This window comes from Microbulbifer maximicatervae (SeqCode) (genome assembly GCF_052467225.1).
This window is the reverse complement of sequence record NZ_CP174303.1, coordinates 3,336,652-3,360,598: the sequence shown is the minus strand read 5'-3', so window position 1 is coordinate 3,360,598 and position 23,947 is coordinate 3,336,652. Positions and strand designations below refer to the sequence as shown.

Genomic DNA, 23,947 nt, shown 5'->3' with positions numbered 1-23,947 from the left:
CGTAATTGAGCAATCGTGTCAGGCAGTTATAAAAACGGCTCTTTTGGCGGGGATCTTATTGTTAGTAAGGTGGGACTACAGGAGCCTCCCCAATGAAAGCATCGGACCTTTTTATTCGTGCCCTGGAGAAAGAGGGTGTTGAGTATATCTTCGCGATTCCTGGTGAGGAAAACCTGGATATGCTGGAGTCTTTGCGGGGCTCAAAGATAAAACTAATTGTCACGCGTCATGAGCAGGGTGCCGGTTTTATGGCTGCTACCTATGGTCGGCTTACGGGCAAGCCTGGTGTCTGCATGTCTACTTTAGGTCCGGGGGCCACGAATCTGGTGACTGCCGCAGCTTATGCCCAGCTCGGTGGAATGCCGATGGTGATGGTCACCGGTCAAAAACCTATCAAAAGTTCTAAGCAAGGGCAGTTTCAGATTATTGATATTGTTGACATGATGCGCCCCCTGACCAAATTCACAAAGACAATCGTGGGGGGCGACTATGTGCCAGCTCATGTCCGTGAAGCCTTTCGGCAATCTGAAGAGGAGCGGCCGGGGGCAACCCACTTGGAATTTCCTGAAGATATTGCCCGTGAACACTCCACCATGCCGGTCTTGGAGCCCAGCTATAACCGCAGGCCAATTGCCGAAGAGAAGGCAGTGCGCAAAGCTGCAGAAGCCATTGAGGCATCCCGTAAACCGCTGCTGTTGGTGGGAGCAGGCGCAAACCGTAAATTAACCGCCAAAATGTTGCGCAAGTTTGTCGACAAGCTGGGTATTCCGGTGGTGACAACTCAGATGGGTAAGGGAGTAATTGATGAATCGGGACCGCACTTTATTGGCAATACCGCGCTATCCGACGGGGATTTTGTTCACCGGGCCATTGAGCAGGCCGACCTGATTATCAATGTGGGCCACGATGTTGTAGAAAAGCCGCCTTTCTTTATGCGTCCCGGTGGCCCGGAAGTTGTACATATCAACTTCAATTCAGCGCAGGTGGACCCGGTCTACTTCCCACAGATAGAGGTGGTTGGCGATATTGCCAACAGCTTGTGGCAGCTGGACCAGCACTTGGAACCCCAGGGTCACTGGAGCTTTACCGATGCGCACCGTATCCGAGCCGCGCTTCAAAAGCATATCCAGGAGGGCTCAAATACCACCACTTTCCCAATTCGTCCGCAACGACTGGTAAAGGATCTCCGCGAAGTGATGCCGGAGAAGGGCATTATTGCGCTTGATAATGGCATGTTCAAAATATGGTTCGCGCGGAATTATCCTGCTTTAGCCCCGAATACCGTGCTGCTCGACAACGCACTGGCAACGATGGGGGCGGGCTTGCCTTCGGCAATGGCTGCCAAGTTAGTGTGTCCAGACCGCCGTGTGGTCGCAATTTGTGGGGATGGGGGCTTTATGATGAACTCCCAGGAGATTGAAACGGCAGTTCGATTAAAGCTTGACCTTATCGTACTTATTTTGCGCGATGATGCCTACGGTATGATCAAGTGGAAGCAGGCCATGATGGAGTTTGATAACTTTGGTCTGGATTTTGGTAACCCTGATTTTGTCGACTATGCAAAATCCTATGGTGCTCATGGCCACAGAATAACGGCCACGGATGAGTTTAAGCCGATGATAGAAAAATGTTGTAGGGCGGGCGGGGTCCATCTCGTGGATGTGCCCGTGGATTACAGTCACAACGACCGTATCCTGAATCATGAGATTCGCGAGTTGTCGAGTAAGTTGTAGGGGTAGCCGGCTCGGGTAAGGTAGTTGTAACAGGGAGGTGTTCGGCTTTCTTTTAAACAAGCTCCTCGGGCCCGAGTACTTTAAAGTAGGGGCCAATATCCAGCCTTATGGAGGACATGGCAATCTTGATCATTTCTCTGCGATCTTCGAGTATGTCCTCCTTAGCTATTCCATGTAGAACCATATAATCTTCATATTTCCCGGTAATAAAGTCCTCTTTCCGTATACCTTCGTAAGCTCTACATAAAACTCCATGAAGGTTCTCTATGAATTGGCGGCGGCTCTGCATTGTTTGTCGGGGCCCATGCTCGACTTCGAGTTCATGAGCATGTTCGTAGTTGATATTCACCAAGCAAAAATTTGTTTTGTTCTCTTTCCAGGCTCTTGCCGCCTGGTTGAGTTCTACGATCAGGGTGAAGGGTAGGTCAGCGAACATAGGGTTATGGTCAGTAAAATCGAGAAATGCATAGCCAGCTCTTAGGTAGCTACTGGCGCGTTCCGTAATGTCGTAGCTGTGAATATCCCCGGTGCGTATGGATTCGCTGTCGGTATCTTTCTGGCAGTTGAGGCACAAAAAACCTATCTCCACTTCTGAGCTGGCATGGCCGCAAGCATTGCAAATAAGCAGTGTGCCGGGTTTGTCGTAGTCACTGCCGAAGTGTAAAAGCTCCTTTCGACATTTGGGGCAAATCAGGTCTTCACCCTCCCTGAAGTCAGCTTCACGACCCAAATAAGCGCAGCTGAAATGGTGAAGATAGAAGTCTTCGGTAAGGTTAGAGGATCTGCATACCGCGCACTCTTCACGGACATTAAACTGAGAACCCCCACAGCCGTTACAGATATGGCGTCGATCGAAAAACTTGCCCTGTAGAAATCCTGATTCGATCAGTTTTTCACATTCCGTCACAACCGTCGGGCTATCGAGGATAATATTAAAATCAACAGTAGCTTTGGAGTTGGGGCTATAGTGCGGCGAGAGACTTACGCCAGATACAAATAATCGCGCTAGTATTTTGTCGCTATCTTTCTGAGTGGTGTGGAAATCCAGGTGGACTTGCGCGCGCCGATAGTGAAAGTCGTCAATAACCTGGCTCACAACGGGCATATCCTGCGCACTAAGCTTTGAGCAATCCAGATCTGCCTTCTCGCCGACTGTTCCAGTGAGATCAATAACCGGGAGTAGATACAAGCCACCACGCATATGCCATATATGCGTCAGGTCATCTACTGATGCTGGCTCCTCAATCAAAATAGCGTCTTTGGATTCACCGGTATGCGATGTCACCTTAGAGTCGCCGGGCCAGCGAAAAAAGCTATATTCGTCACTTAAAAAGGAGATGCTGATTCCTCCACACCTATATAACAGCTGGCGTTTGAAAGATTAACTGAGTGTTTTAGCTTATTTCATGCCAGTTATACGTAACTGTGTAACCTGTGGTGTATATGGCGTCCCTTTTACTGAATAGATTGTTGAGTATTTAAGAAAAGATAGGTGAAAAATTGGCAATAGGCAGGGATAGGTGCCCTACGTCCCTGGCAGGAATTAGGAATAACTGTATGACATAAAAGGTAGTCGTCATCTGGGGGGAGTTAATTAATAAATTTATCAATAATGACATCAATCCAGTCAATCTTTAGGGTTATGGTAACTTTCTCGTTCACCGGAAATTTTGATGGGTCAAGTAAGACTATTTTCGCTAACTGATTACGCGATGTGGGCTTGAATGTATTTTGGAACTCCTGGGGTAGTGCGGCTGAGAGGGGGATCATTTCTACTAGTACCCCTTTGTCTTTAAAGCGTCCACCAGTAACCAATACCTCCATTCCAGGCTTGATCACGAATTGATATTGATTGGGTAGATAGGCTAGGACATAGGCTTCCCCGGTGTAGATAGACATAAGGGGCTCCCCAGCATCATAAACATTGCCGACATGGGGGACTGAAGCCCCAACTAGACCAGAAGTGGGGCTTTGAATAATACCGTTATTGTAATGCTCCTCCAGTTTTCTTAGCGCTTGTTCGGAGCGATAAATTGCCTCATCAACAGATCTACGTTTTCCTTCCAGGGTGGCGCTTTCAACTTGTAATTTTACCAGGGTTTCACTGGCCTCGAAGTTATCTTTCAATACATCTTGGTAACCGACTTCGCTGACTACTCCTTTATTTGCAAGTTTATTGATTCTATCTACGATTCGGCCAATTTGTACTTTACGCTCCTTGGCGGGAGTGAGTAGTTTTTTAGCAGTCTCTGCCAATAAAGTGAATTCAGCAGAAATCTGTATTAGGTTAGCTTGGCGGGTGGAGAGATCGGCGATTCGCTCCAGTAGCTCCATTGATTCAATCCTTAAGAGTAACTCGCCCTCTCGAACAGCTTGCCCTTCATCTACGGCAACCTCTACTACTTTTACTAGATAGCCCATTTCAATAACGCTTTGATCGCGTAGTACTAACCCATCGCTTCGCAGTAAAAACCAGTCACCCCATATATAGCGAATAACGCCAATACCAAATAAAATTAACAAAGCCAGATATATTCGTCGGCTGGCAGATCCTCGGGTTTTTCGCTGCTCGCTTTCGAAGCTATCTGGGCGTAGTCGTTTTCGCAGAGCCTTCATTCAAGCTACTCACGAACACGGTGTACTTTTAAAGGGGCGAAAGAATCTTTATAGGATGTTCTAAAGATCCATTCCTGAACATAAGCATACAGTCTTACGACTCGCATAAAGTTAACATAAAAGATGCTATAGGCAGGAATATAGGGCCAAAGGGGAAGTGACTTGACTTTTGGGGTTGCGTAAGAAGCTAAAGCAAAGGTAATTGTATCGAGTGCAATTAATACAACCTGGGCTCCCGCTAAAATAAACCAGGCATTGTCGCCATAGCGCACAAATAGCCAGACTAAATAGATTGGTAAAGCTATTGCGGCAATAACATTGAAAACCAGGAATTCATATTGGTGAAAAAACTCTTTTAGCTGCATTCCTTGGCGGAACGGATTAATAAAATGCAGGTACTTGCGGTAGCGAAGGCGAATCGCATCCCGTTCCCACCTAAAGCGCTGGCGCATTAGAACTGTGATGCTGGTGGGAACATCGGTATAACAAATCGCCTCAGGTGCAAATTCCACTTTCCAACCGTAATCCCGCAAACGAAAGGTGATATCTAAGTCTTCTCCTCCGCCGGCATCAAAGCCGCCAATTTGATTCATTGCGGATACCCTAAAAGCACTGAAGGCACCGGAGGCACAACACATTTGGTCGAGCATCGCTAGGGAGTGTCGCCCCAAGCAAATACTGATTACATATTCAATGGCCTGGAAGGAGCTGAGTATATTTTCTGTGGAGTTTCGGACAATTACATTACCTGAAACCACGCCAACCCTGGGATCTGCAAAGCCTTGCATCACGTATTTCATAGCGTGGCGATCGAAGGTGCAATCGCAATCAATTGAGGCTATAAAGTCGCCTGTTGAAAATCTCTGTCCTAAGTTGAGGGCTGAGGCCTTGCCTCCACGCAGTTCTGTTGCATGAGCGCCATCCAAGCGGCCCTTGTTTTGCAGATAGTGAATATCGTCTCGGGTTTTATCTGTGGAGCCATCGCTGATTGCGATGACTTCATAGGGGATATAGCTCTGTTCCTGTAAGCGCTCGCCACACTTTTCAATAGAGTTTTCTTCGTTGTGACCGGCGATTACCGCTGTGAGTCTGCCTAAAGACTCTATATCTTCTTCAAATTCAGGTTTGGAGGCGAAAAAAAATACAGAGGTAAAAAACGACATTAAATATCTGGGAAACTCCAACACCACGACAATCCAAAACATCGTAAAGAGAGTGGCGTAGCTCTGAGTGGCAAAGAAAGTAATTCCGTCATCGATCATTTCCCACATTTAGGTTTGCTCCCCAATAGGCGAATGCGGCCCTCGGCTATTGCTGTTACCTATCTGTGATATAGGAGCGAACGTATGTGGCTCACTGCTAGTGTCTGGCAGTACCTCTTTGAGAAGGGGAGGGGATTGAGTGTGCGGAGTGGGTCTTACGCTTGGATTCCATTCATTGGTAAGGGCTCTCAACTCATTGCTTGTTAAGGCTAAGCCCAATTTTGATACCCCCTGACTTTGGCCCTTTGTTCATCAATCAATTAAGTGCTTGCAGACTTGATGTGTCGCCACAAGGAGATGCGTCACCTGAGACTGTCAGTATAGTCCACGGTGGTTTGAGGTGTCGGGCAATGCTGAACCCCAGAGCCAGCAGGGGCTCTGGGTTGATTTATTCGCTGCTATTAGGAAGGGGGAATTCGGAGGCGGCGGTTCAGCCTTTATCGAACCTCAAGGTCCAGGTTGTATTGAGCAACCACACGACCTATATAGCCCAGTTTTAGAAACGTCGCACTAATCACCATAAAGATATGTCCTGCGACTTGCGCGGGAATGGAAAACAGGTGTGATAGGGGGTAGCAAATAACAATTGTCAGAATCAGCAGGGGAACTGACAGAAGTAGCGTAAAGTTACCGGCTTTTAGCAGAAGCTTGAAACGCTCACGCAGTAAGGGGTTTTCCGTATTCAGCATATCGGCCTCAGGTTCAAACGGCGTCAATCTATCTTTAGCAACTGCTATGCCAAATATAAATGCCAATAAAAACAAGGAGTTACGGCTTATTCCTGGTATTTATGTGTCAAATTGACCTTTATCGCTGCTGTGTCATAATGACTCTAAAAGGTCTTTTGGACTGATTTGGCTATGGTAGATACCAACGCAACCTTACTGCTCGAAGTGGCTCTGGACCTGGCTAACAGCCTTAACAACAGCGATCGCTTTGAGCGCCTGCTGTCTACTATCCGCAAAGCGATCAAATGCGATGCCGTTGCCTTGCTTGGGCTCAACGGCGATACACTCACCCCTCTCGCAGTCCAAGGGCTTGCCCGACGGACCCTGGGGCGGCGATTCCTGATTGATGAGCATCCACGGCTTGCGCAGATCTGCGCCTCGGAACACCCGGTCCGCTTCCCCTCTGACTGTCAGCTACCAGATCCCTTCGATGGTTTGCTGTTGGATAGGGAGGGAGATCTTCCCGTGCACTCTTGTATGGGCTTGCCTCTTTATTCAGATAACCATCTGATTGGTCTGGTAACAGTGGATAGCATGTCTGCGGATGCCTATGCCCGAATCAGTGATCGAACCCTGGAGCTGATAGCCGCGCTGTCTGCGGCCACTTTACGCACAGCTTTAGAGCTAAAGGCCCTGTCACACTCCGCTGAGCATGCCGAGCAATTGGTGAAAGACCTGACCCAGCAGGCTCTGGAGCGAGATGGAGGTGAATTAATTGGTGAGAGCGCGGAAATGCAGTCCCTGCGCAGTGAGATAGAGCTCGTGGCTGGGTCGGATTACAACGTGCTGATTCTCGGTGAAACGGGAGTGGGGAAAGAGCTGGTGGCCCGTACCGTCCACAGGTTGTCGACTCGCAAGGAGAAGCCCTTAGTCTATCTGAATTGCGCTTCCCTGACTGAAACCCTGGCGGAAGCTGAACTATTTGGCCATTCAAAAGGGGCCTTCACCGGCGCAGATCGCGAGAGGCCCGGCAAATTTTTACTGGCGAACGGCGGCACTATTTTCCTGGATGAGGTTGGCGAGTTACCGCTTGTGGTGCAGAGCAAACTGTTGCGTGTATTGCAAAGTGGTGAGATTCAACCGGTAGGCAAAGATACGGTGCAGCATGTAGATGTTCGTATTGTAGCGGCGACTAATAGGGATTTACGCAAAGGGATTGAAAACGGTACTTTCCGAGCTGATCTCTACCACCGCCTCTCTGTATATCCCCTTGAAGTCCCACCGCTATGCCGGAGGGATAATGATGTCCTGCTGTTGGCAGATTACTTCTTGGAGCGCTCCCGCAGGAAGCTGGGTTTTCGTCAGTTGCGTCTCAGTACAGAGGCCACCAATAAGCTACATCGATACGCTTGGCCGGGTAATGTTCGCGAGCTGGAACATATTATCAGCCGCGCAGCCCTTAGGGCCCGCAAAGGTAGCTCTCCAGAAGCTATTGTTGCCATTACTGCAGCACAAATTGAAATTCCCGATGACCTGGTTATTCAGAAGCCTCCGCAGAAACCGGTAGAGTCGCTGACTGAGGCTATTGATTTAAGGAGGGAAACGGAAAACTATCAGCGCGAACTAATTGGGCGTGCCCTGGCTGAGACCGATGGGAACTGGAGTAAAGCGGCCAAATTACTATCCGTAGACCGAGGGAACTTGGTGCGTCTCGCTAAAAGATTGGGTGTTTACATCAAGAAAGAGGTTGTTCGAGGTAAGTAATCTATATTAAGCAAGGAGTTGCAATGTTGATTAGCGATAAAGGATTACGGTTTTCGCTGGTTGTAGGGGTAATTTCCCTGACTATCGGCTTACTGGCATTTGCGTATAACTGGAAAATTATTGGTGGGGGTTGGCCGTATTTGGTACATTTTTATTTCCAGGCAATCTTGTACTGTCATTCTTCTCTGAAGAAATAGATTTCTGGCCAAAGTTTGCACTTCAGATGAGTGGCCAGTTTCTGGTTCCTTTTTTGGTTGCACGCGGCATTATCAAATTTAAAGATTGGTTGAAGTCACAGCTTTAGGTTTGTGATTTTGCTCGTTGCACTTCTTTCGATAGGGTAAGCAATGAACGCGGCGCTAAAAAAGATTTTTCCACTTTTATTTCTAATCTGTATCTCCATTTTTTGGGGCTTATACTATAGCTCTAACGGCCCCCTAAATGATTACGGTCGCGCTAATTACGAGTGGTTGCTACTGATAGATGGCCTTATTATTTTACCTATTCTGTGTTTAATTTGTTCCAAAAATAAGCGGGACGCACTGCTAAAAATACTGGTCTTTGGAAGCCTGGTAGTATTGGTTGGAAGTTACATTATCCCTAATCAAAGTAAAGTCCTTTGGCCATACCTGGAGATGGGGAGATACTTGCTATTGGCAGGCTTGGTTATAGTTGAAGTGACGGCTATAGCTACAATGTGTTCGGCAATTAGGGGGGCAGCCTTCAACCATGAAGACCCCGATATCGCAATACGTTCGTCAGTGGAGAAATATATCGGTGGGGGAGTGTTAGCACAAATATTGGAGTTCGAGGCCCGTGTTTGGATGTTCACGTTCCTTGGTCATCGCATTGACCCAAGCCAATATCATGGGAGTAAACATTTTAGTTATCATTTGAAGGCTGGAGCAAAAACTACTGCTCTCGGATTCATTTTTATTATTTTATTCGAACTGCCAATAGTACATCTCCTTTTACACTTTATTTGGTCGCCAATGGCAGCAAATATTATCAGCTTTTTAACTCTGTTTGGGCTTCTATTTTTGGTTGCTGAATATAGGTCAATGGGGCGTAGACCAATATCTCTTAATAATGACTACCTCATAGTAAGGTTTGGCCTCTTTAATCAGAAGAATATTTGTCTAAGTGATATCCATTCTATTGCCCAAAGCTCTGGTTACATTCCAAGGTCGAAAGCTATAAAACGATTTAACTTTTCCGGTAATCCAAATATTCTTATCGAACTAAACAGGCAAGTTGGGCAGGTAAGACGGATTTATATCGGAGTTGATCAGCCGGCGGAATTAATCAGTGCTGTGATCGATGCTAAGAATAACATAGAGGTGCCGCTCTCCAGCACTGACTAACTTGGGTGGGATTGATTATTTTCTCATCACTCGGAGCCCGTTAAAGACTACTAACAAACTGGTACCCATATCGGCAAAAACAGCCATCCACATGGTTGCCTCTCCGGCAAAAGCAAGCACTAGAAAGACCGCTTTTATGCCCAGCGCCAAGATAATGTTCTGCCAAAGAATGTGGGCCGTTGAACGAGATAATTGGATAAAGGTGGCGATCTTGCCCAGATTGTCGTCCATCAGGGCCACATCAGCGGTTTCTATCGCTGTGTCGGTTCCCGTTGCTCCCATCGCAAACCCAATATCAGCACGTGCCAAGGCGGGGGCATCGTTAATGCCATCGCCAACCATGCCAACCTGGCCTTTTCCAGATAGAGCCTCCACCTCTCTGAGCTTGTCTTCCGGCAGTAGGTTGCCTTCAGCCCGATCGATGCCGACTTGTTTGGCAATCGCATCTGCAGTGTGTTGGTTGTCCCCGGAAAGCATCAGTGTTTTCACGCCCAGCTTGTGAAGGCTCTCAATGGCGTTTTGGCTCGATTCCTTCACGGTATCGGCGACAGCAAATATCGCCAGTACGAAGTTCTCCCGGGTCAGCATCACAACAGTTTTCCCTTCTTCCTCAAGGGTTCCCAATTGGCGCTCCAGTTCGGCGGAGCAAATGCCCAATTCTTCAATAAGCCGGTGGTTACCCAGGTAGCACTGATCCCCCTGAATTCTGCCCCTGACGCCGCGCCCGGCCAGGGCTTCAAAAGTATCCACTTCTTGCAGACGTTCGTGGGGAATCTGAGCAAACTCCAGTACGGCCCTGGATACCGGATGATCGGAACGTTCAGCTAGGCTCGCCGCCAGGGTTTGTACCTCTTCCGCGGGCATTGGCGCTAACACTTTAAAATCCGTGACGGTTGGCAGGCCATGGGTGATGGTTCCTGTCTTGTCCAATGCCAACCAGCGAAGGTGGCGCCCTTGCTCAAGGTAGGCCCCGCCTTTAACAAGGATTCCGTGGCGGGTGGCCGATGCCAAGCCGCTTACGATGGTGACAGGAGTTGCGATTACCAGTGCGCAGGGGCAGGCGATTACCAGTAACACGAGTGCGCGATAGATCCATTCCATCCAGCTGCCGGCAAAAAGTAGCGGCGGTATTACCGCAGTAGCCAGTGCCACTGCAAATACCAGGGGCGTATACCAGCGGGCGAATTGGTCGACAAAGCGCTGGGTTGGCGCGCGACTACCTTGTGCGGCTTCCACCGCATGAATGATTCGGGCGAGCAGGTTATCGTTGGCAGCAGCCGTAGATTGGTACACGAGTGCCCCGGATTCGTTGATACTGCCGGCGAAAAGTTCATCTCCAGGGCCTTTGTCTACCGGAAGGCTCTCTCCGGTAATTGGGGCCTGGTTTACTGCTGAATTGCCGCGTATTACTTCCCCATCTAGAGCGATACGTTCGCCGGGGCGCACCCGGATGGTTGTGCCAACCGGAACAGTCTTGGCTGACATGGAAACCCACTCGCCATCTGGCCCCTGTACGGTGGCGGTTTCCGGGGCCAGGTCCATTAACTCCCGAATCGCATTGCGGGCACGATCCAGGGATTTGGCTTCAATTAATTCTGCCAGGGTGAATAACACCATCACCATTGCCGCTTCGGGCCAGTGACCGATAAGCAGGGCGCCGGTGACCGCGATGGACATCAGCGCGTTCATATTCAGGTTGCGATTGCTGAGCGCAATCCAGCCCTTTTTGTAGGTCGTGAGTCCGCCGCCAGCGATAGCGGCCAGGGCCAGTATCATTACCAGCCAATTGTTTCCCCCCTGTAACCAGAATACGACCTCGGAGGCAATCGCCGCCAAACCGGCCGCGCCCAATAACCACCAGTTTGCATGGGTGGCAGGTGGCGCGGAATCGATGTCATCTTCCGTGGCCAGGCGTGCGTCCAGGTCAAGAGGGGTTAGGGTGTTGAGGATCTTGCTCTCCATACCTGGCGCGTGGCGCACCTGTAGGATTCGCTGCACCAGATTAAAGTCTAGCTGGTAAATTCCCTGTATGCCGGAGAGCTTGGCGCGTATCAACCCCTCCTCAGTGGGACAGTCCATCTTGCTGATGGAGAACAGGGACAGGTCACCTTTGTCGCTGTTGTTATTGGTGTTTTGAATCGGCGTCATGGTTGCGGCTTGGGTTGCCCCGCTGCAGCCACAGCTGGAATCGCGCTTGACCATTATTCACTCTCGGATAGATCAGTCGGTGAGCCAGTATTACAATCCCTCTAGTAACTATAGAGTCAAGAGGGAGTGGCATGGCTTACAAAATTGGTGAAGCTGCCAGGAGAGTGGGCTGCAAAGTGGAAACGGTTCGTTACTACGAGCAGGCAGGGCTACTGCCAGAGCCCGCTCGCTCAGAGGGTAATTTCCGGCTCTACTCAGAGTCTCACCTGGAACAACTGCGTTTTATTCGCCACTGTCGTTCTCTGGATATCCCCCTCGAGGATATTCGCAACCTGTTGAGATTAAAAGAGGCTCCATCGCAAAGCTGCACTGATATTGATAGCGTGGTTGATGATCAAATTCAAAGAGTCGAAAAACAACTGGAATCGCTCAAGCAGTTGCGAAAAAGCTTGGTAGATTTACGCAATCGATGTGAGGGTGGTCAGGCAATTAATGCCTGTGACATTATGCGGGAGCTGACAGATTGTAGCTGTCATGGCCATCCGGCAAATAATAATGAGTGTTAGTCGTAAATTTTGGGCCTTGTTTTGAGTAAGTGGCGTATAACTTTTATCGTATTATTTTGTATTGGTTTGTTGTTGGCCGTATGGGCATTTATCGTTGGGCCTGCAAGTTTCCGAATTAATGAAGATGATATTGTCGTAGATGCCTGGCCAAAGGAATGTAATGGGCTAAGGGTCGCGATACTTGCTGACCTGCATGTAGGTTCCCCTTACAAGGGGCGGAAGAGCTTACAAAACCTGGTTGAGGCTGTTAATAAAAGCCAGCCCGACCTTATTCTCCTACCCGGTGACTTTGTTATTCAGGGGGTTGTTGGAGGTAAATTCGTTCCGCCGGAGGATGCAGCGGGAATTCTTAAAGAACTCAAGGCCCCGATGGGGGTGTTTGCCGTATTGGGAAATCATGATTGGTGGCTTGATGCAGCGCGGGTTGAGCAATCCCTTGAAAGCCAGGGGATTTCAGTGCTTGAGGATAAGTCAGTAAGTCTGGTTAGTAGCGAATGTAAATTACGGCTAGTGGGAATCAGTGATTTTTGGGAGGGTCCTCACGATGTTAAAAAAGCAATGCAGGGGATAGATGAGGGTGAGACGATATTGGCCTTCACTCATAATCCGGATATATTCCCCGAACTGCCTGCGGAGCTGTCATTGACTATCGCCGGGCATACTCACGGGGGCCAGGTCTACTTGCCGTTTATTGGGCGGCCCATAGTACCTTCAAGTTACGGGCAGCGTTTTGCTATTGGGCATGTTGTGGAAGGTGGTAAACACCTCTATGTAAGCCCTGGGGTAGGGACCAGTATTTTGCCGGTACGTTTCCTGGTGCCACCAGAAGTAACTGTATTATCCATATTTAGTCCTTGAGGCATGATCCCTCAATGATGGATTTGGGTAGGTTGTTTGGTAGGAATGGAGTGGAGGCCTTCACATATAATTCCATCCCAGATAAGAAATAACGGGTTGATACGATGATAACCGTCAAACGAAAAGTACTGTTCGGGGATTGTGATCCCGAGGGAATCGTATACACCCCAAGGTTCTCATCTTTTGCACTTGAGGCAACCCATGATGCAATGGCTGTTTTGCTTGAAGGGCCTGCTATCGCCAGAATGAAACAACTGGGTTTTCTTACACCTGTAAGAGCTTTTAACCTGGAATTTCTATCCCCTGTAACCTGGGATCAAGAATTAAGTATCCATGTTTCTGTTGCGGATATTGGTAATCACTCTTTTACGTTTCAAACGAAAGGCTTTTTGGAGAATGGAATACTAGCGTTCACCGCCAATATTACCTATGTCACTCTATCATCCCCTGAAAAGCTAAAGACCCCATTACCTGGCTATCTTAGAGAGGCCCTGCTGCGCGTCAGTTAGCTGCCAATTCATCGGCAAGTTATTAGAGTAGGGTGCTTCCTAATTATCTTTTTGAAAGACCGTTGTCGGAATTCCCTTAGCACCAGCGTAAAAAATGATAAGTGTCGCCGGCTTGTCGCCTTCATTGCGCCCAAAATGCCACATATCGGTGACTTCAACGTAGGCTTTCCCCTCATCCAAAGTTAGGCTTTTATCTTGGTCAACGAGGGTAACTTTTAAAGTGCCTTCGGCAACATAGACGCTATTAGGTACGGGGTGTTTGTGCACTGGTAGCCGTGCGCCGGGCTTGATTGTCACACGCACCACAGAGAGCTCTGGCTGCCCCTTTGGATATTGGGGTAGGGTATCTCCGACCCAATCCTTGGTCGATTCTACCAGTGTGTCAAATTTTACCCCCTGCATATTTTCCTGTAGATAACCCGCCAAGGGGAGCAGTAGCAGTAATACGAGGGCAGCCATAGGCTTCCAGGTGTTCATGGGCTGATTCCTTATCGCTCTAAGTAAGCAGCTGTCGCCATACCGCCGGCAGTGCAGACACCAATAATTGCCCGATGGGCGTCGCGCCGCCCCAGCTCTAACAGGGTTGAACCCAGGTAGCGGATGCCCGACATACCGTAGGGATGGCCGAGCGCAATAGCTCCGCCATTAACGTTAGTAATGTCCCAAGGGGTTTTGAGTTCAGCCTGGTTGTATAGGGTGGTTACGGCAAAAGCCTCATGTAGCTCCCAAAGGTCAATCATATCCTGGGTGAGTTGGTGGCGCTTCATAAGGCGACTGACCGCTGGCGCTACCGCAATACTCATCTCTTTTGGCGCTACCGCTCCCAGCTGCATACCGCGAAACAGCCCCAGAATAGGCAGGTTTCTCTGCGCTGCCAGTTCAGCATCCATCATGACGATCGCTGCGGCCCCATCGGATAATTGGGACGCATTACCGGGAGTTATCGTCCCTCCTGTGTTCACCGGTTCCAGCGCAGAGAGGGCTTCCATGGTTGTGCCGGGGCGGGGGCCTTCATCTTCTGACAAGGTGACTTTCAGGCGATTGGTTTCGCCACTCTCCTTATCTTTCACTGCCATTACCGTATCAAACGGCGTGATTTCCTCGGCAAACTTTCCGGCCTTTTGAGCTTCGGCAACACGCTTTTGTGATTCAACCACATAGCGATCCTGATCTTCGCGACTGATGTTGTATTGATCGGCGACATAGTCGGCCGTTTGGATCATGGTCCACCAAACTGCCGGCACTTTCTTTTGTAAGGGCTCATAGACAAAATGGTTCAGGTTCAAGTTGAACTGCACCAGGCTGATACTCTCGACGCCACCGGCCACCCCAATTTGCATTTCGCCTGCGGCAATACGGTTGGCCACAATAGAAGCCGCGTTAAGGCCAGAGCCGCAGTAGCGATTAATAGTAAACCCCGGCACTTGAGACCCAAAGCCGGCAAAGAGTGCCGCGTTGCGTGCGACATTGTGTCCGGTAGCTCCCTCGGGTAAGCCGCACCCCAGCACAACGTCTTCCACTTCCTGTGGCGTTAAACCCGCCTTATAAACCACCTCCCTCAGGACATGGGCAGCCATAGAAATACCGTGAGTTTCATTTAGCGCACCCCGCCTGGCTTTGGCGATGGCAGTTCGGCAATAGGCAACAACGGCGACATCTCTCATGGGTGTAGCTCACACGATCGGGGAGGGGATGTGTTTACATTAGATCAGATAGAGGGGCTTGCAGGAGGGAGGTGAGTTTGGAGCTGCTTTCAAGCGTAACCGCTCCAACGGGAGGGGTTGTTTTGGGCTAGATTCTCCTCAATTTTGGCAGCTAACACGTTGAGGGAGCCTGTAGTACCCATGATAATCTGCCATTCACAAAATAATGGTATGGCATCACAGTATTCTTCATGCGGAAACTTCCCTCGACTAACTTGCTGGTAACCTTTGATGCGGCCGCTCGGCACTTAAGCTTCAAGGACGCTGCACAAGAGCTTCATGTAACACCCTCCGCTGTTGGGCACCAGATACGAGCGCTGGAGGCGGAGTTGCAAACCAAGCTATTTATTCGTTTCAATCGAACTATTGAACTTACGGGTGTTGGTAGGGAATACCATCTGAAAATTGCCAAGGCACTGGAAGTGATTCGAAGGGCAACTTTGGATTTACTTGCGCGGGATCAAAATAAAACACTTACCATCCACAGTATTCCATTTCTGACCAATACAGTACTCGCCCCAAATATCAAATCCTTTAAAGCGCTATACCCCACAGTGTGTATTAGTATCGAGTCTCAAATCGCCCGCGCCAGCATAGACCCTGGCGAGCTGCAGGTTGCTATACGTTATGACAAGGAGTCGAATGATGATTTGTGTTACCGGGAGATCTCAAGGGTGCGAATTTCACCGGTTTGCGCGCCGGGTTACTTGAAGAGCGATCGAGCAAATCAGATCCAATTGTCTACAGATAAGCTGGGTTGGCAAAGATGGTCGGCAGATTGGGGCTTATCAGTTGAATTTAATGAGACGCTGACTTGTGATGGCTTACAACCCGTACTCGAGATGGCCGAGCAAGGGTTGGGAGTCGCAATGGGGTACTTTCCCGCACTAACGCCTAAAGTCAGATCTGGAGAGCTTGAATTACTCTACCCTGAAAAATTCAGTGAGCTGGCTCCTTTGTATCTTGCCTTTAGCAAGTCATTGGAGGGTAACGAAATTATTGAAGGATTTGTTCGCTGGTTTATAGAAGTTGTCCATTCCCTAGAAGGTTAATCACCTAGCTTTATTTTCCCAGACAAGATTTTCTTGCCTGAGCCTAAGGAAAAACCCATTTGTCGCAGTGTTGTCACTTCCCTAGGATTATCTGATTGAGTATCTAAAGTAATCAGGTGGCCAGAGTATGATATCGGCAGTTATAGATGGCTTTGTGCCGAGTTTGCTTAAAAGTCAAACCCTTAAAGGGTACGCAGCTCACTCAAGAGATGGTATTCAGTTTATGGATTTGGGCTCTTGTGTGATTCGCTATCGAAAAATAGGGCGAGGCAGCCGTGTAATTGTATTTGAAGCAGATCCGCCAGTTGTTATTGAGCATTATGACTATCTTGCAAGCCAAGTTCCGAGTGATTTCACCGTTGTAATATTTGAACCACCTGGCTTTGGTTTTTCCATTCCTTCAACGAGTCTTGATTATAACTTTGCATCTTTGGTTAGTCTTACCGAGGTGTTTTTACAAAACCTTGCCCTTGGATGTGTGACGCTTGTTGCTCCATGCGTACTCGGCTTTGGAGCAATTGCACTTGCGTACAAGCGTCCAGATTTGCTTGACCACATAGTGCTATCTCAAGTACCGAGCTGGGGAGAAATGTTGAGATGGAAGGAGGGAAGAGATCCACGAGGATTGCTGAGTAAGCCAATTTTAAGTCAGTTGTTGCTAAAAGCTCTGAAACGTAAGCGAACACTTGCCTGGTTTGAAGCTGCGCTAGGGAGGAGTGAGCTGATCACACCGTTTAATGAATTGGCCCAACAAGCCTACCAACATGGAGCAACTTTTAATCTGGCGTCAGCTTTTCAACGATTATTAGTCGGCGAATCTCCTTTGCAGGGTACTCTTTTCTCCAAACCCTTAACAGTGAGAGCCTTATTTCTTTGGGGGGAGCGGGACCTTTCTCATAAATGTACTTGTAAGCATTCAAGTTTGAATATGATCCCGGAGGCCTCTCTACTATGCATAGCAGAAGCTGGACATTTCCCTGAGCTGGAGGCTCCGGATGTGGTGCTGGGTCCTCTCATAAATTTTGTATTAGACCAAGACATGGAGGTCTCAAGTAATGACTGAAGAATGTCGGATAGTAACTCAGGATGGCCTATCTCTCGGGGCAACGCTATTTTCACCAAAAGGTCCGCCTAAAGCGGGGGTAATCATAAATTCGGCTACTGCGGTCAAGCAGGGCTATTATGCTGAATTTGCAAAATTCCTGGCTAAGAATGGCTACTTGGTAGTGACCTATGACTATCGAGGTATAGGTAAGTCTGCGGTTGCCAATCAACGAGACTCCCGACTATCTATGAGCGCGTGGGGAGAGTACGATTTGGCCACTGTTATCGATTGGTCTACTGGCCAATACAAATCGCTAACCTGGCATTGTGTGGGGCATAGTGTAGGGGGCCAAATTATTGGCTTCGCAGATAACAATACCCAACTTGCTAGTGTCTACTGTGTATCCTCCCAAAGCGGGTATTGGGGCCACTGGGGATTGCGTCAGAGGCCCAAAATATTGTTTGCTTGGTTCGCTATGATACCGCTCTTATCAAATATTTTGGGGCAGGTTCCAGGCCTTTTCCTCGGAGGTGAAAGTTTACCCGCAGGTGTTGCCCGGCAGTGGGCCTACTGGGGGCGCCATAAAGATTATATTGTTGACCAGAGAGGTAGCCCCGTACGAGATGGCTTCTCCCGTCTAGAGTGCAATATGAAGTTTCTATACATAGATGATGATATAGATTTTGCTCCACTGCAGGCTGTGAAGGCTCTTAAGGCGTTCTATTGTAATGCAAATACCGAAATAAAGATTGTGAATGCTAAAGCCGTGGATACAAAGCCAATAGGTCATTTTGGTTTCTTCAAGACGCGCTACGAAGATAGTTTGTGGAGGGATGCTTTAGGTTGGTTGAATACTGCGGCTTGAGCATCTAAGGGGACCATTTCTATTTTGATTTAGAAGTCGTCCCACTCGTCATGCTATTTACTCTTCTATATCAGGTCCTGCTGGTTAGTCTTGGGTGTTCTTCTTAGAGTGGGTTTTGATGACTGAATAACCTAAATTTGCGAAGAAAAATACAGTGCGTGCGGGATAATATAGGCTTAGATGCTGGCTGAAAGCTTATAATCACCTATTCACAGCGCATTTTGAGCCCACTGTATTCTCCTGTCCTTTACAGTTACGAAAGAGTTACCGTTAATGGTCGTCAAGAATCTAAAGAAAGTTATTGCCTTGCTTTTGACTGCGCTCCATTGTGGTCAGCCCTCAAGCGGTATGACTTACCGTGATAGGTCATTTATAGTTGAGAGCAGTAAAGTAAATGAAACATCAGAATACTTAATGGAAGTAGGTCTTTCCAATAGTGTATTGCCTAGACCAACTGACTGGTGGTCAGGTGAAAATACATGTAATTACCATGGGGTTAATGCGGGCAGATGTGCACCAGAAGGAATCTCCCAGTGGATTCTTACTATGAACGATACGAATAGGGCTAATGAAAGTAGCTCTAGTGTTGCGGTACATGGTAATTCAAAAATAAAAAACTACAGGCTTTTTGAACTTCATTCAAAATACAAGGGTGAAGATGTAAGGTGTCTTAAAAAATTTAAATATATGTGTCCTGCATATGTTATTTATTACACAGATGCCCAGCGAGAGGGGACGAAACTATCGGTGATGGACGGGAAGATTTATGACTCTACTGGTGAGCTTTTTGATACTAGGCGTGCACAACAGGCAGAAGACTATAATGGTAGAGCTGCTATCTATGTTATGGATAAAAATGGGAATATATATTCAAGTTACTTTTATCCAAAGCCAGTCTTTGCTCATTCGACGTTTCTGGCAGGAGATAGTGTTGCAGCAGCGGGTGAGATCGTAGCGGAGGGTGGAAAGATAGTTTTCGTTAACACCTGTTCTGGCCATTATCGGCCCACTCCAGTTGCCATTGATCAACTTCGTGCCCAGTTATTGTTGCTAGGATATACGGATATAAGCTTTAGTACTTCGATTGAATGTAGGTGGCGGTGAAGCTTGTTTAGCGTATGGTTTTATTTTTGTCTAACTATATTCGAGTATATCTGGAGTGCGGCGATGTGGATTGTCTAAGCGATTTGCAAGCTTCTTAAGCTATGTGAGTCTTGTTTTTGGCGTTTGCAGTTATGATTTTTTTGTCCGCGCCTAGTGATTATCTAGAATCGCTTGTTATAAATGTGGCATGGATATAGCTTTTTCTCGTTCTATACTATTGGCAGTGATCTCCCCATTGGGAAGAGCCTGTAATGAAAAAAGCAAAACCTTTTCGTAAGCTTGGGGCTCAAGAGGCACTTTTTGTAGAGCTGACCGAAAAGTCAAGCGGTGCGGTTCAACTAGCTGTTTTTTTCAGGGCATGTAAGTCTCTCGGCGTCGAAGAATTACTAAAGGGAATGGAATACCTCCATAACCTGCACCCAATGCTCCGTTCTCGTATAGAAAAAAATCATCATGCTTATTGGTTCTGTGATGTAGCCTTTGACGCTATTCCTATTGAGATTGAGCGCGATGCACTGCCTCTAAATTATCAGAAAGAGTTCAAGCGCCTAGGAAGTAAAGTTCTTGAGCTGGATAAATATGTGTATCGTTTCACGGTTTATGCGAATGATCATGAGGAAGTAAAGTGGATTGCTTTTATGGTAAGCCATGCTGCTATGGATGGGCGCTCCTTATTACTCTTGGTTAGAGATTTGGATCGGTACTTGAGAGGGGATTCAGAAGATAAACCCTCTGCTTCGATAATGCAAAAATCGGTGGTGGACTATATTGGATCAATAAAACATCTCAAAAAAACGCAGTCGGCAATTAGTAGTGATAATTGCGCTCTCCCAAAGTGGTTAGTAGAGCAGGCGGCAGATGCCTCACATCGAAAGGGATGTTCTATTTACCGAGTCCTCCCCAAGAAATTATGTGAGCAATTGTACTTGCGTTCAAAAGATAAGAATGTTCAGGTTACCTCTATCTATGATGCTGCTGCTATTATTGCTGCTCGGTCACTACCCGGTTTCTGCTCCACCACAGAGTTAATGTTGCCTATAAATGCCCAGTACTTATGTAAACACCAAATAGATCGGGATGTTATTGGAGAGTGTACAACTACATTAACTGTATCCTTGTTATCAAATGAAACTAGTCTTGACTTGCTGAGTCTCGCGCATTTAATTCAAAAAAAAGTCTATATGCAGTTTAGATGTGGAAATTTCTTTGAGCCTTCACTTATACCCGATTACAATCTCGAAGAGATCGAACAGCTAGCTAAAGATTCTAGCTCTGCGAAAGATTACTTTCCCTCTGGAATTTGCGTATCCAATGTAGGGGATATAGGTGAGTATACGGGCCCTTTGAAGTTCTTTGACTTTGGTGTGGTTATGACCGTTCAAACACATGGAGAACACCCCATAATGCTAGTGACATGTACAATAGATGGAGAAGGGGTATTTGTTTTTGGATATTGCGAACCGCTGGTTAGCAAAGAAAGCGCTCTAAAGTATGTGGAAAAATATATGAAGATACTAAGAGAATTTTCCGAGAGCGGTGATATTTATACAAGTTAGCGATTGGCAAGGCATAACGCGAGTTTAATAAATAGGGTGTAGGTATAATCTCCATATTCAAGCGAGCGTCTATAGATTCTTACGCTCCACCGCCAATTTGAAGTAATTTAGGGCTACCAACCATCTTTGTGCGATAAAGCCCATAGGGTTTGATATAAACCGCAAGGAGAAGTAACGAGATATTGGGTTGGGATTAGATCTGGTGGAAAGGAAGTGCCGACAGTCACTTACGCTGTATATCTGTTGAGGTAGAACTGGGGACAGGATTAATACTCTTGATCTAAAAGTGGTCAAAACTCAGCTTTCATATTATGACGTTCATATTTTTTGTAACAGGGAAACTGACGCCGGCAGGCAAGGAATTACTGCGCCAAAATCTTTGGCCAGCCCAATAGGAAATGAATCAATCGGAGGGCTAATGTTACATAGTGTTCTGCTCTGTAATGACCCGCCCGATGCATAAATGAAGGCATCATTATTGCCTCTCAGGCAGGTTTGACCTCTATTTGCCAAAGGTAGTGACAGTTTGCCATCCACTTATCAAAATCATTCCCTGGGTGTTGGATTAGCTCTTCTCGGCGGAGTGTTGATGGGGTGTCTTGGTATTGCCGGTAAGCTGGGTTCTGGTGCAGGCCTTAGCCCATTTCTACTATTGGCTGCACAGGTCATATTGCTTGCTCCATTGTCGGGTATGTTTCTTCTGATGCGACAGGGGGTGGCGGGGATAAGGCCGGTGAATCCTCAGATCCTTGTCCTTCGCTCCATATCAGGTTTTGTCTATTTTGCTGCCTTCTACTGGGCGGTCAAGGGCATACCCATCGCAGATGCCCTGGTGCTGGAAAGCACGAATCCATTCTTTGCCATGTTGATGGCCCGAGTATTCCTCGGTCACCGGGTTAGTATCGCCACTATCTTTCTTGCGATACTGGCATTCTTGGGCGTATGCCTCATTTTGATCCAGCACAGTGTTCAGGGCATTTTCAATCCCTACTCACTCCTTGCGTTGCTGGCGGGAGTAGCGCGTGCAGCGGGTAGTATCACAACCGGTGTCGCAGGCCGGACCGAGCCACCTGAGCGCATCATGTTCTATTTCGCTGTTGGGATGTTGGTCTTTAGCTTATCTATTGTATTCTGGGAGGGGGCGAAGGTAGAGACATCGTCGCTATGGATTCTCGCGATTCCCGCACTGCTGTTTGTTCCACAGAATCTTGCTTACACGATCGCTAATCGTGTTGCACCTGCTTACCTCGTTGGGGCACTGTTTTATAGTGCGATCCTCGTCGGTGTGTTAGCTGATCGTTTTATGTTTGGCACAGAATTCGGTATCCGTGGTGTGATAGGCATGGGTATTACGGTTGCCGCTGGTCTCGGGTTGGCTTGGTTGCGGGCGAAAGAGCTCAAAGAGTAACTTGGTGCTCAGTACTCCAGCGTCAATCAAGTGCCTAAATACTCAAAAGTCTTTGAAAAATTTGGTGGGTTAGGGAGCGGTTGTTTACTAGGCCACTTTTCTCAATGACAGAGGCCTCTCCAGAGCTTCAACTTGTTACCTTTTTTGCCTGGTAAATCGCCAAGTCAGCTATTAGACGATAGGAGTTTTCGGAGTAGCCGCCACTGGTTACGGTGACCATAGGCACATCCAGCGATTGAATCTGGTCAACCAGCCATTGGTCCCTTTTTCTGGCCCCATCGATACTGACCTGGAGCCCCCCCAGCTTGTCCTGGGCAATAATATCTGTGCCTGCATTGTAGATAACCAATTTAGGCAGCGGACTCTGCTTAATGAAGTCCGAAAATTCCGACTCCAACCGACTGAGGTAACCTTCAGTATCTGTTCCTTGCTTTAGGGGGACTAAAAATGGCCAGCGAGATTCCTGCTCATCGGGGTGCAAGCCGGGGTAGGCTTGCATATTGTACATATCAAAGATATGTATATTGGGGTCCTCCATGGCCCAGTCAGCAAACCCATTCCCTCTATGGGTATCAAGGTCAATTACCCAGATATCGTCATCTGGTGAGAGCAGGTGCTGTTCGCGGGCACGATTAATAGCAATAGCTACATCGGCGAAAGCACAGAACCCCTCACCGTGACCAGCAAATGCGTGGTGATAGCCTCCACCGAGATTTAAGGTAAAGGCTTTCTTACCCAAGGCTTCCTGTACCGCCAAGCACGTGCCTTCAGCTGCAAAGCGCATTGGTTTCATGAAATATTTATTTAATACGCCTGCGGGCAGCAAGCGCAGTAGCGGCATCTCTATAACGCGAGCCAGTGTTTTTGATTGATGCAAGCTATCTAAATAGGACTGCGTATGTACAGATAATAGCCAGTCTTGACTAAGAGGCTCTGAAACAACTCTTAACTCAATGTTCGCTTTTGACTCGGCATTAATCAGTGCCAATGCTTTCTCATATTTACAGCCATCAAAAGGATGCAAGCTGGAAAGCAGCGGCAAGCTGATGTTGTAATTTGGCGAGTAGAATAGCGGTAGGCTCATGAGGTTATCTGGCTTCGAATTTGTAGCGCATAAGCTAACCCATCATTGGGTGTCCACATATCAATATGATTACCAAAAAAGCGTAACTGGAAGAGAATACGATGAATAGGACTTGCTGCCCAGTCACTGATTTTGATTCCTCCTTTTCCAGGTGATGCGAACCCTGAGCCAGTCTCAAGTAGCCAGGCAACGACCGTCGAGCAATTCTGACCCTTCATATTGTAATGCTTCTGTTCGCCCTTGAAGTTTTCCCAGGCTTTAATCATTTTTGTTTCATTCAGCCCATCGATAAGAATGTTCTGATCCGCATCACCGCCCTCGAGGCGTCTGTCAACTCGATAACCACTTGGAAAGGAAGGGCTGTGCGATCGCCCGATTTTAAAGTCCTTTTTCCTTGATGCTGAAGAGGGCCAGTAGCTGATATAGATGTTATCAATAGTGATGGAAGCATGTCCGACATCCCCGGTCTTTTGCTTCCAGACATGAACAGTAATAGCCATTTCCTTATTGCGTAGCGACTTCTAAATTCAATACTCAATGAAGAAAGGGCGGTTCAGTTTTTATAGTTCAGTGACTAATTATATTTAGGCGGGAGGTTAGCATACTTGCATCTGAGTATGTATTTTCAGGCAATTGCACTGA

21 protein-coding genes are annotated in these 23,947 nt (G+C 47.7%); 12 read left to right on the top strand and 9 right to left on the bottom strand.

Annotated features, from left to right (window positions below; all coding sequences use genetic code 11):
- The first annotated feature begins 92 nt into the window (after positions 1-92).
- A complete protein-coding gene (locus ACJJIZ_RS14720; protein ID WP_444913937.1) occupies positions 93-1,733 on the top strand; it encodes an acetolactate synthase large subunit in 1,641 nt (546 codons plus the stop codon).
- 52 nt (positions 1,734-1,785) lie between these two features.
- Here the strand turns inward: ACJJIZ_RS14720 and ACJJIZ_RS14715 are convergent, their stop codons facing one another.
- The 4 genes from ACJJIZ_RS14715 to ACJJIZ_RS14700 all read right to left on the bottom strand — a co-directional run bounded on the left by ACJJIZ_RS14715 (position 1,786) and on the right by ACJJIZ_RS14700 (position 6,300).
- A complete protein-coding gene (locus tag ACJJIZ_RS14715; protein WP_413662142.1) occupies positions 1,786-3,018 on the bottom strand; it encodes a TackOD1 domain-containing metal-binding protein in 1,233 nt (410 codons plus the stop codon).
- Between the two features lie 305 nt (positions 3,019-3,323).
- Positions 3,324-4,349, bottom strand: coding sequence for an HlyD family secretion protein (locus tag ACJJIZ_RS14710; protein ID WP_444913936.1), 1,026 nt, complete (start codon positions 4,347-4,349; stop codon positions 3,324-3,326).
- A gap of 5 nt (positions 4,350-4,354) precedes the next feature.
- Positions 4,355-5,620: a glycosyltransferase family 2 protein gene (locus tag ACJJIZ_RS14705; RefSeq protein ID WP_444913935.1), complete on the bottom strand. Its 1,266-nt coding sequence runs from the start codon at positions 5,618-5,620 to the stop codon at positions 4,355-4,357.
- Between the two features lie 428 nt (positions 5,621-6,048).
- A complete protein-coding gene (locus ACJJIZ_RS14700; protein WP_444894013.1) occupies positions 6,049-6,300 on the bottom strand; it encodes a hypothetical protein in 252 nt (83 codons plus the stop codon).
- 171 nt (positions 6,301-6,471) lie between these two features.
- Here ACJJIZ_RS14700 and norR point away from each other — a divergent pair, with 171 nt between their 5' ends.
- Complete coding sequence (gene norR, locus ACJJIZ_RS14695; RefSeq protein WP_444913934.1) at positions 6,472-8,043, top strand: nitric oxide reductase transcriptional regulator NorR; 1,572 nt, start codon at positions 6,472-6,474, stop codon at positions 8,041-8,043.
- Positions 8,044-8,390: 347 nt separating this feature from the next.
- Entirely contained in the window at positions 8,391-9,407 is a 1,017-nt protein-coding gene (locus tag ACJJIZ_RS14690; RefSeq protein ID WP_444913933.1) for a hypothetical protein, read from the top strand.
- Between the two features lie 15 nt (positions 9,408-9,422).
- Here the strand turns inward: ACJJIZ_RS14690 and ACJJIZ_RS14685 are convergent, their stop codons facing one another.
- Entirely contained in the window at positions 9,423-11,609 is a 2,187-nt protein-coding gene (locus ACJJIZ_RS14685; protein WP_444913932.1) for a heavy metal translocating P-type ATPase, read from the bottom strand.
- A gap of 77 nt (positions 11,610-11,686) precedes the next feature.
- Here ACJJIZ_RS14685 and cadR point away from each other — a divergent pair, with 77 nt between their 5' ends.
- The 3 genes from cadR (at position 11,687) to ACJJIZ_RS14670 (ending at position 13,488) form a co-directional block, all read left to right on the top strand.
- Positions 11,687-12,121 (top strand): Cd(II)/Pb(II)-responsive transcriptional regulator, encoded by a 435-nt coding sequence (gene cadR, locus ACJJIZ_RS14680; RefSeq protein WP_444897465.1) that lies wholly within the window; start codon positions 11,687-11,689, stop codon positions 12,119-12,121.
- Between the two features lie 21 nt (positions 12,122-12,142).
- Positions 12,143-12,979 carry a metallophosphoesterase gene (locus ACJJIZ_RS14675; protein WP_444913931.1) on the top strand — a complete coding sequence of 279 codons (837 nt, stop codon included), beginning with the start codon at positions 12,143-12,145 and terminating at the stop codon, positions 12,977-12,979.
- A 104-nt stretch (positions 12,980-13,083) separates the two neighbouring features.
- Positions 13,084-13,488 (top strand): acyl-CoA thioesterase, encoded by a 405-nt coding sequence (locus ACJJIZ_RS14670; RefSeq protein ID WP_108733067.1) that lies wholly within the window; start codon positions 13,084-13,086, stop codon positions 13,486-13,488.
- A 39-nt stretch (positions 13,489-13,527) separates the two neighbouring features.
- Here the strand turns inward: ACJJIZ_RS14670 and ACJJIZ_RS14665 are convergent, their stop codons facing one another.
- Complete coding sequence (locus tag ACJJIZ_RS14665) at positions 13,528-13,965, bottom strand: cupin domain-containing protein (protein ID WP_444913930.1); 438 nt, start codon at positions 13,963-13,965, stop codon at positions 13,528-13,530.
- Between the two features lie 11 nt (positions 13,966-13,976).
- Positions 13,977-15,152 (bottom strand): thiolase family protein, encoded by a 1,176-nt coding sequence (locus ACJJIZ_RS14660; protein ID WP_444913929.1) that lies wholly within the window; start codon positions 15,150-15,152, stop codon positions 13,977-13,979.
- A gap of 230 nt (positions 15,153-15,382) precedes the next feature.
- Here ACJJIZ_RS14660 and ACJJIZ_RS14655 point away from each other — a divergent pair, with 230 nt between their 5' ends.
- The 6 genes from ACJJIZ_RS14655 to ACJJIZ_RS14630 all read left to right on the top strand — a co-directional run bounded on the left by ACJJIZ_RS14655 (position 15,383) and on the right by ACJJIZ_RS14630 (position 22,221).
- Positions 15,383-16,243: a LysR substrate-binding domain-containing protein gene (locus tag ACJJIZ_RS14655; RefSeq protein ID WP_444913928.1), complete on the top strand. Its 861-nt coding sequence runs from the start codon at positions 15,383-15,385 to the stop codon at positions 16,241-16,243.
- Between the two features lie 127 nt (positions 16,244-16,370).
- Positions 16,371-17,306 (top strand): alpha/beta fold hydrolase, encoded by a 936-nt coding sequence (locus ACJJIZ_RS14650; RefSeq protein ID WP_444913927.1) that lies wholly within the window; start codon positions 16,371-16,373, stop codon positions 17,304-17,306.
- Positions 17,299-18,153, top strand: coding sequence for an alpha/beta hydrolase family protein (locus ACJJIZ_RS14645; protein ID WP_444913926.1), 855 nt, complete (start codon positions 17,299-17,301; stop codon positions 18,151-18,153). The genes ACJJIZ_RS14650 and ACJJIZ_RS14645 overlap by 8 nt, the downstream gene beginning before the upstream one ends.
- Before the next feature lie 273 nt (positions 18,154-18,426).
- The gene (locus ACJJIZ_RS14640; RefSeq protein WP_444913925.1) at positions 18,427-19,257 is read left to right on the top strand and encodes an IQM protein middle domain-containing protein; all 831 of its coding nucleotides are present in this window, start codon (positions 18,427-18,429) and stop codon (positions 19,255-19,257) included.
- Between the two features lie 251 nt (positions 19,258-19,508).
- Positions 19,509-20,813, top strand: a complete 1,305-nt coding sequence (locus tag ACJJIZ_RS14635; RefSeq protein WP_444913924.1) for a hypothetical protein — start codon at positions 19,509-19,511, stop codon at positions 20,811-20,813.
- A gap of 526 nt (positions 20,814-21,339) precedes the next feature.
- Complete coding sequence (locus tag ACJJIZ_RS14630) at positions 21,340-22,221, top strand: DMT family transporter (RefSeq protein WP_444913923.1); 882 nt, start codon at positions 21,340-21,342, stop codon at positions 22,219-22,221.
- A gap of 127 nt (positions 22,222-22,348) precedes the next feature.
- Here the strand turns inward: ACJJIZ_RS14630 and ACJJIZ_RS14625 are convergent, their stop codons facing one another.
- A complete protein-coding gene (locus tag ACJJIZ_RS14625) occupies positions 22,349-23,305 on the bottom strand; it encodes a histone deacetylase family protein (RefSeq protein WP_444913922.1) in 957 nt (318 codons plus the stop codon).
- Complete coding sequence (locus tag ACJJIZ_RS14620; RefSeq protein ID WP_444913921.1) at positions 23,302-23,805, bottom strand: hypothetical protein; 504 nt, start codon at positions 23,803-23,805, stop codon at positions 23,302-23,304. Before ACJJIZ_RS14620 ends, ACJJIZ_RS14625 begins: the two co-directional genes overlap by 4 nt.
- Positions 23,806-23,947: the final 142 nt, after the last annotated feature.

Coding starts and splice junctions, on each gene's coding strand:
- ACJJIZ_RS14640 (WP_444913925.1), top strand. CDS start 18,427: ATGGTCGTCAAGAATCTAAAGAAAGTTATTGCCTTGCTTTTGACTGCG.
- ACJJIZ_RS14665 (WP_444913930.1), bottom strand. CDS start 13,965: ATGAACACCTGGAAGCCTATGGCTGCCCTCGTATTACTGCTACTGCTC.
- ACJJIZ_RS14655 (WP_444913928.1), top strand. CDS start 15,383: ATGCGGAAACTTCCCTCGACTAACTTGCTGGTAACCTTTGATGCGGCC.
- ACJJIZ_RS14685 (WP_444913932.1), bottom strand. CDS start 11,609: ATGGTCAAGCGCGATTCCAGCTGTGGCTGCAGCGGGGCAACCCAAGCC.
- norR (WP_444913934.1), top strand. CDS start 6,472: ATGGTAGATACCAACGCAACCTTACTGCTCGAAGTGGCTCTGGACCTG.
- ACJJIZ_RS14650 (WP_444913927.1), top strand. CDS start 16,371: ATGATATCGGCAGTTATAGATGGCTTTGTGCCGAGTTTGCTTAAAAGT.
- ACJJIZ_RS14620 (WP_444913921.1), bottom strand. CDS start 23,805: ATGGCTATTACTGTTCATGTCTGGAAGCAAAAGACCGGGGATGTCGGA.
- ACJJIZ_RS14625 (WP_444913922.1), bottom strand. CDS start 23,305: ATGAGCCTACCGCTATTCTACTCGCCAAATTACAACATCAGCTTGCCG.
- cadR (WP_444897465.1), top strand. CDS start 11,687: ATGGCTTACAAAATTGGTGAAGCTGCCAGGAGAGTGGGCTGCAAAGTG.
- ACJJIZ_RS14670 (WP_108733067.1), top strand. CDS start 13,084: ATGATAACCGTCAAACGAAAAGTACTGTTCGGGGATTGTGATCCCGAG.
- ACJJIZ_RS14660 (WP_444913929.1), bottom strand. CDS start 15,152: ATGAGAGATGTCGCCGTTGTTGCCTATTGCCGAACTGCCATCGCCAAA.
- ACJJIZ_RS14645 (WP_444913926.1), top strand. CDS start 17,299: ATGACTGAAGAATGTCGGATAGTAACTCAGGATGGCCTATCTCTCGGG.
- ACJJIZ_RS14635 (WP_444913924.1), top strand. CDS start 19,509: ATGAAAAAAGCAAAACCTTTTCGTAAGCTTGGGGCTCAAGAGGCACTT.
- ACJJIZ_RS14700 (WP_444894013.1), bottom strand. CDS start 6,300: ATGCTGAATACGGAAAACCCCTTACTGCGTGAGCGTTTCAAGCTTCTG.
- ACJJIZ_RS14720 (WP_444913937.1), top strand. CDS start 93: ATGAAAGCATCGGACCTTTTTATTCGTGCCCTGGAGAAAGAGGGTGTT.
- ACJJIZ_RS14710 (WP_444913936.1), bottom strand. CDS start 4,349: ATGAAGGCTCTGCGAAAACGACTACGCCCAGATAGCTTCGAAAGCGAG.
- ACJJIZ_RS14705 (WP_444913935.1), bottom strand. CDS start 5,620: ATGTGGGAAATGATCGATGACGGAATTACTTTCTTTGCCACTCAGAGC.
- ACJJIZ_RS14690 (WP_444913933.1), top strand. CDS start 8,391: ATGAACGCGGCGCTAAAAAAGATTTTTCCACTTTTATTTCTAATCTGT.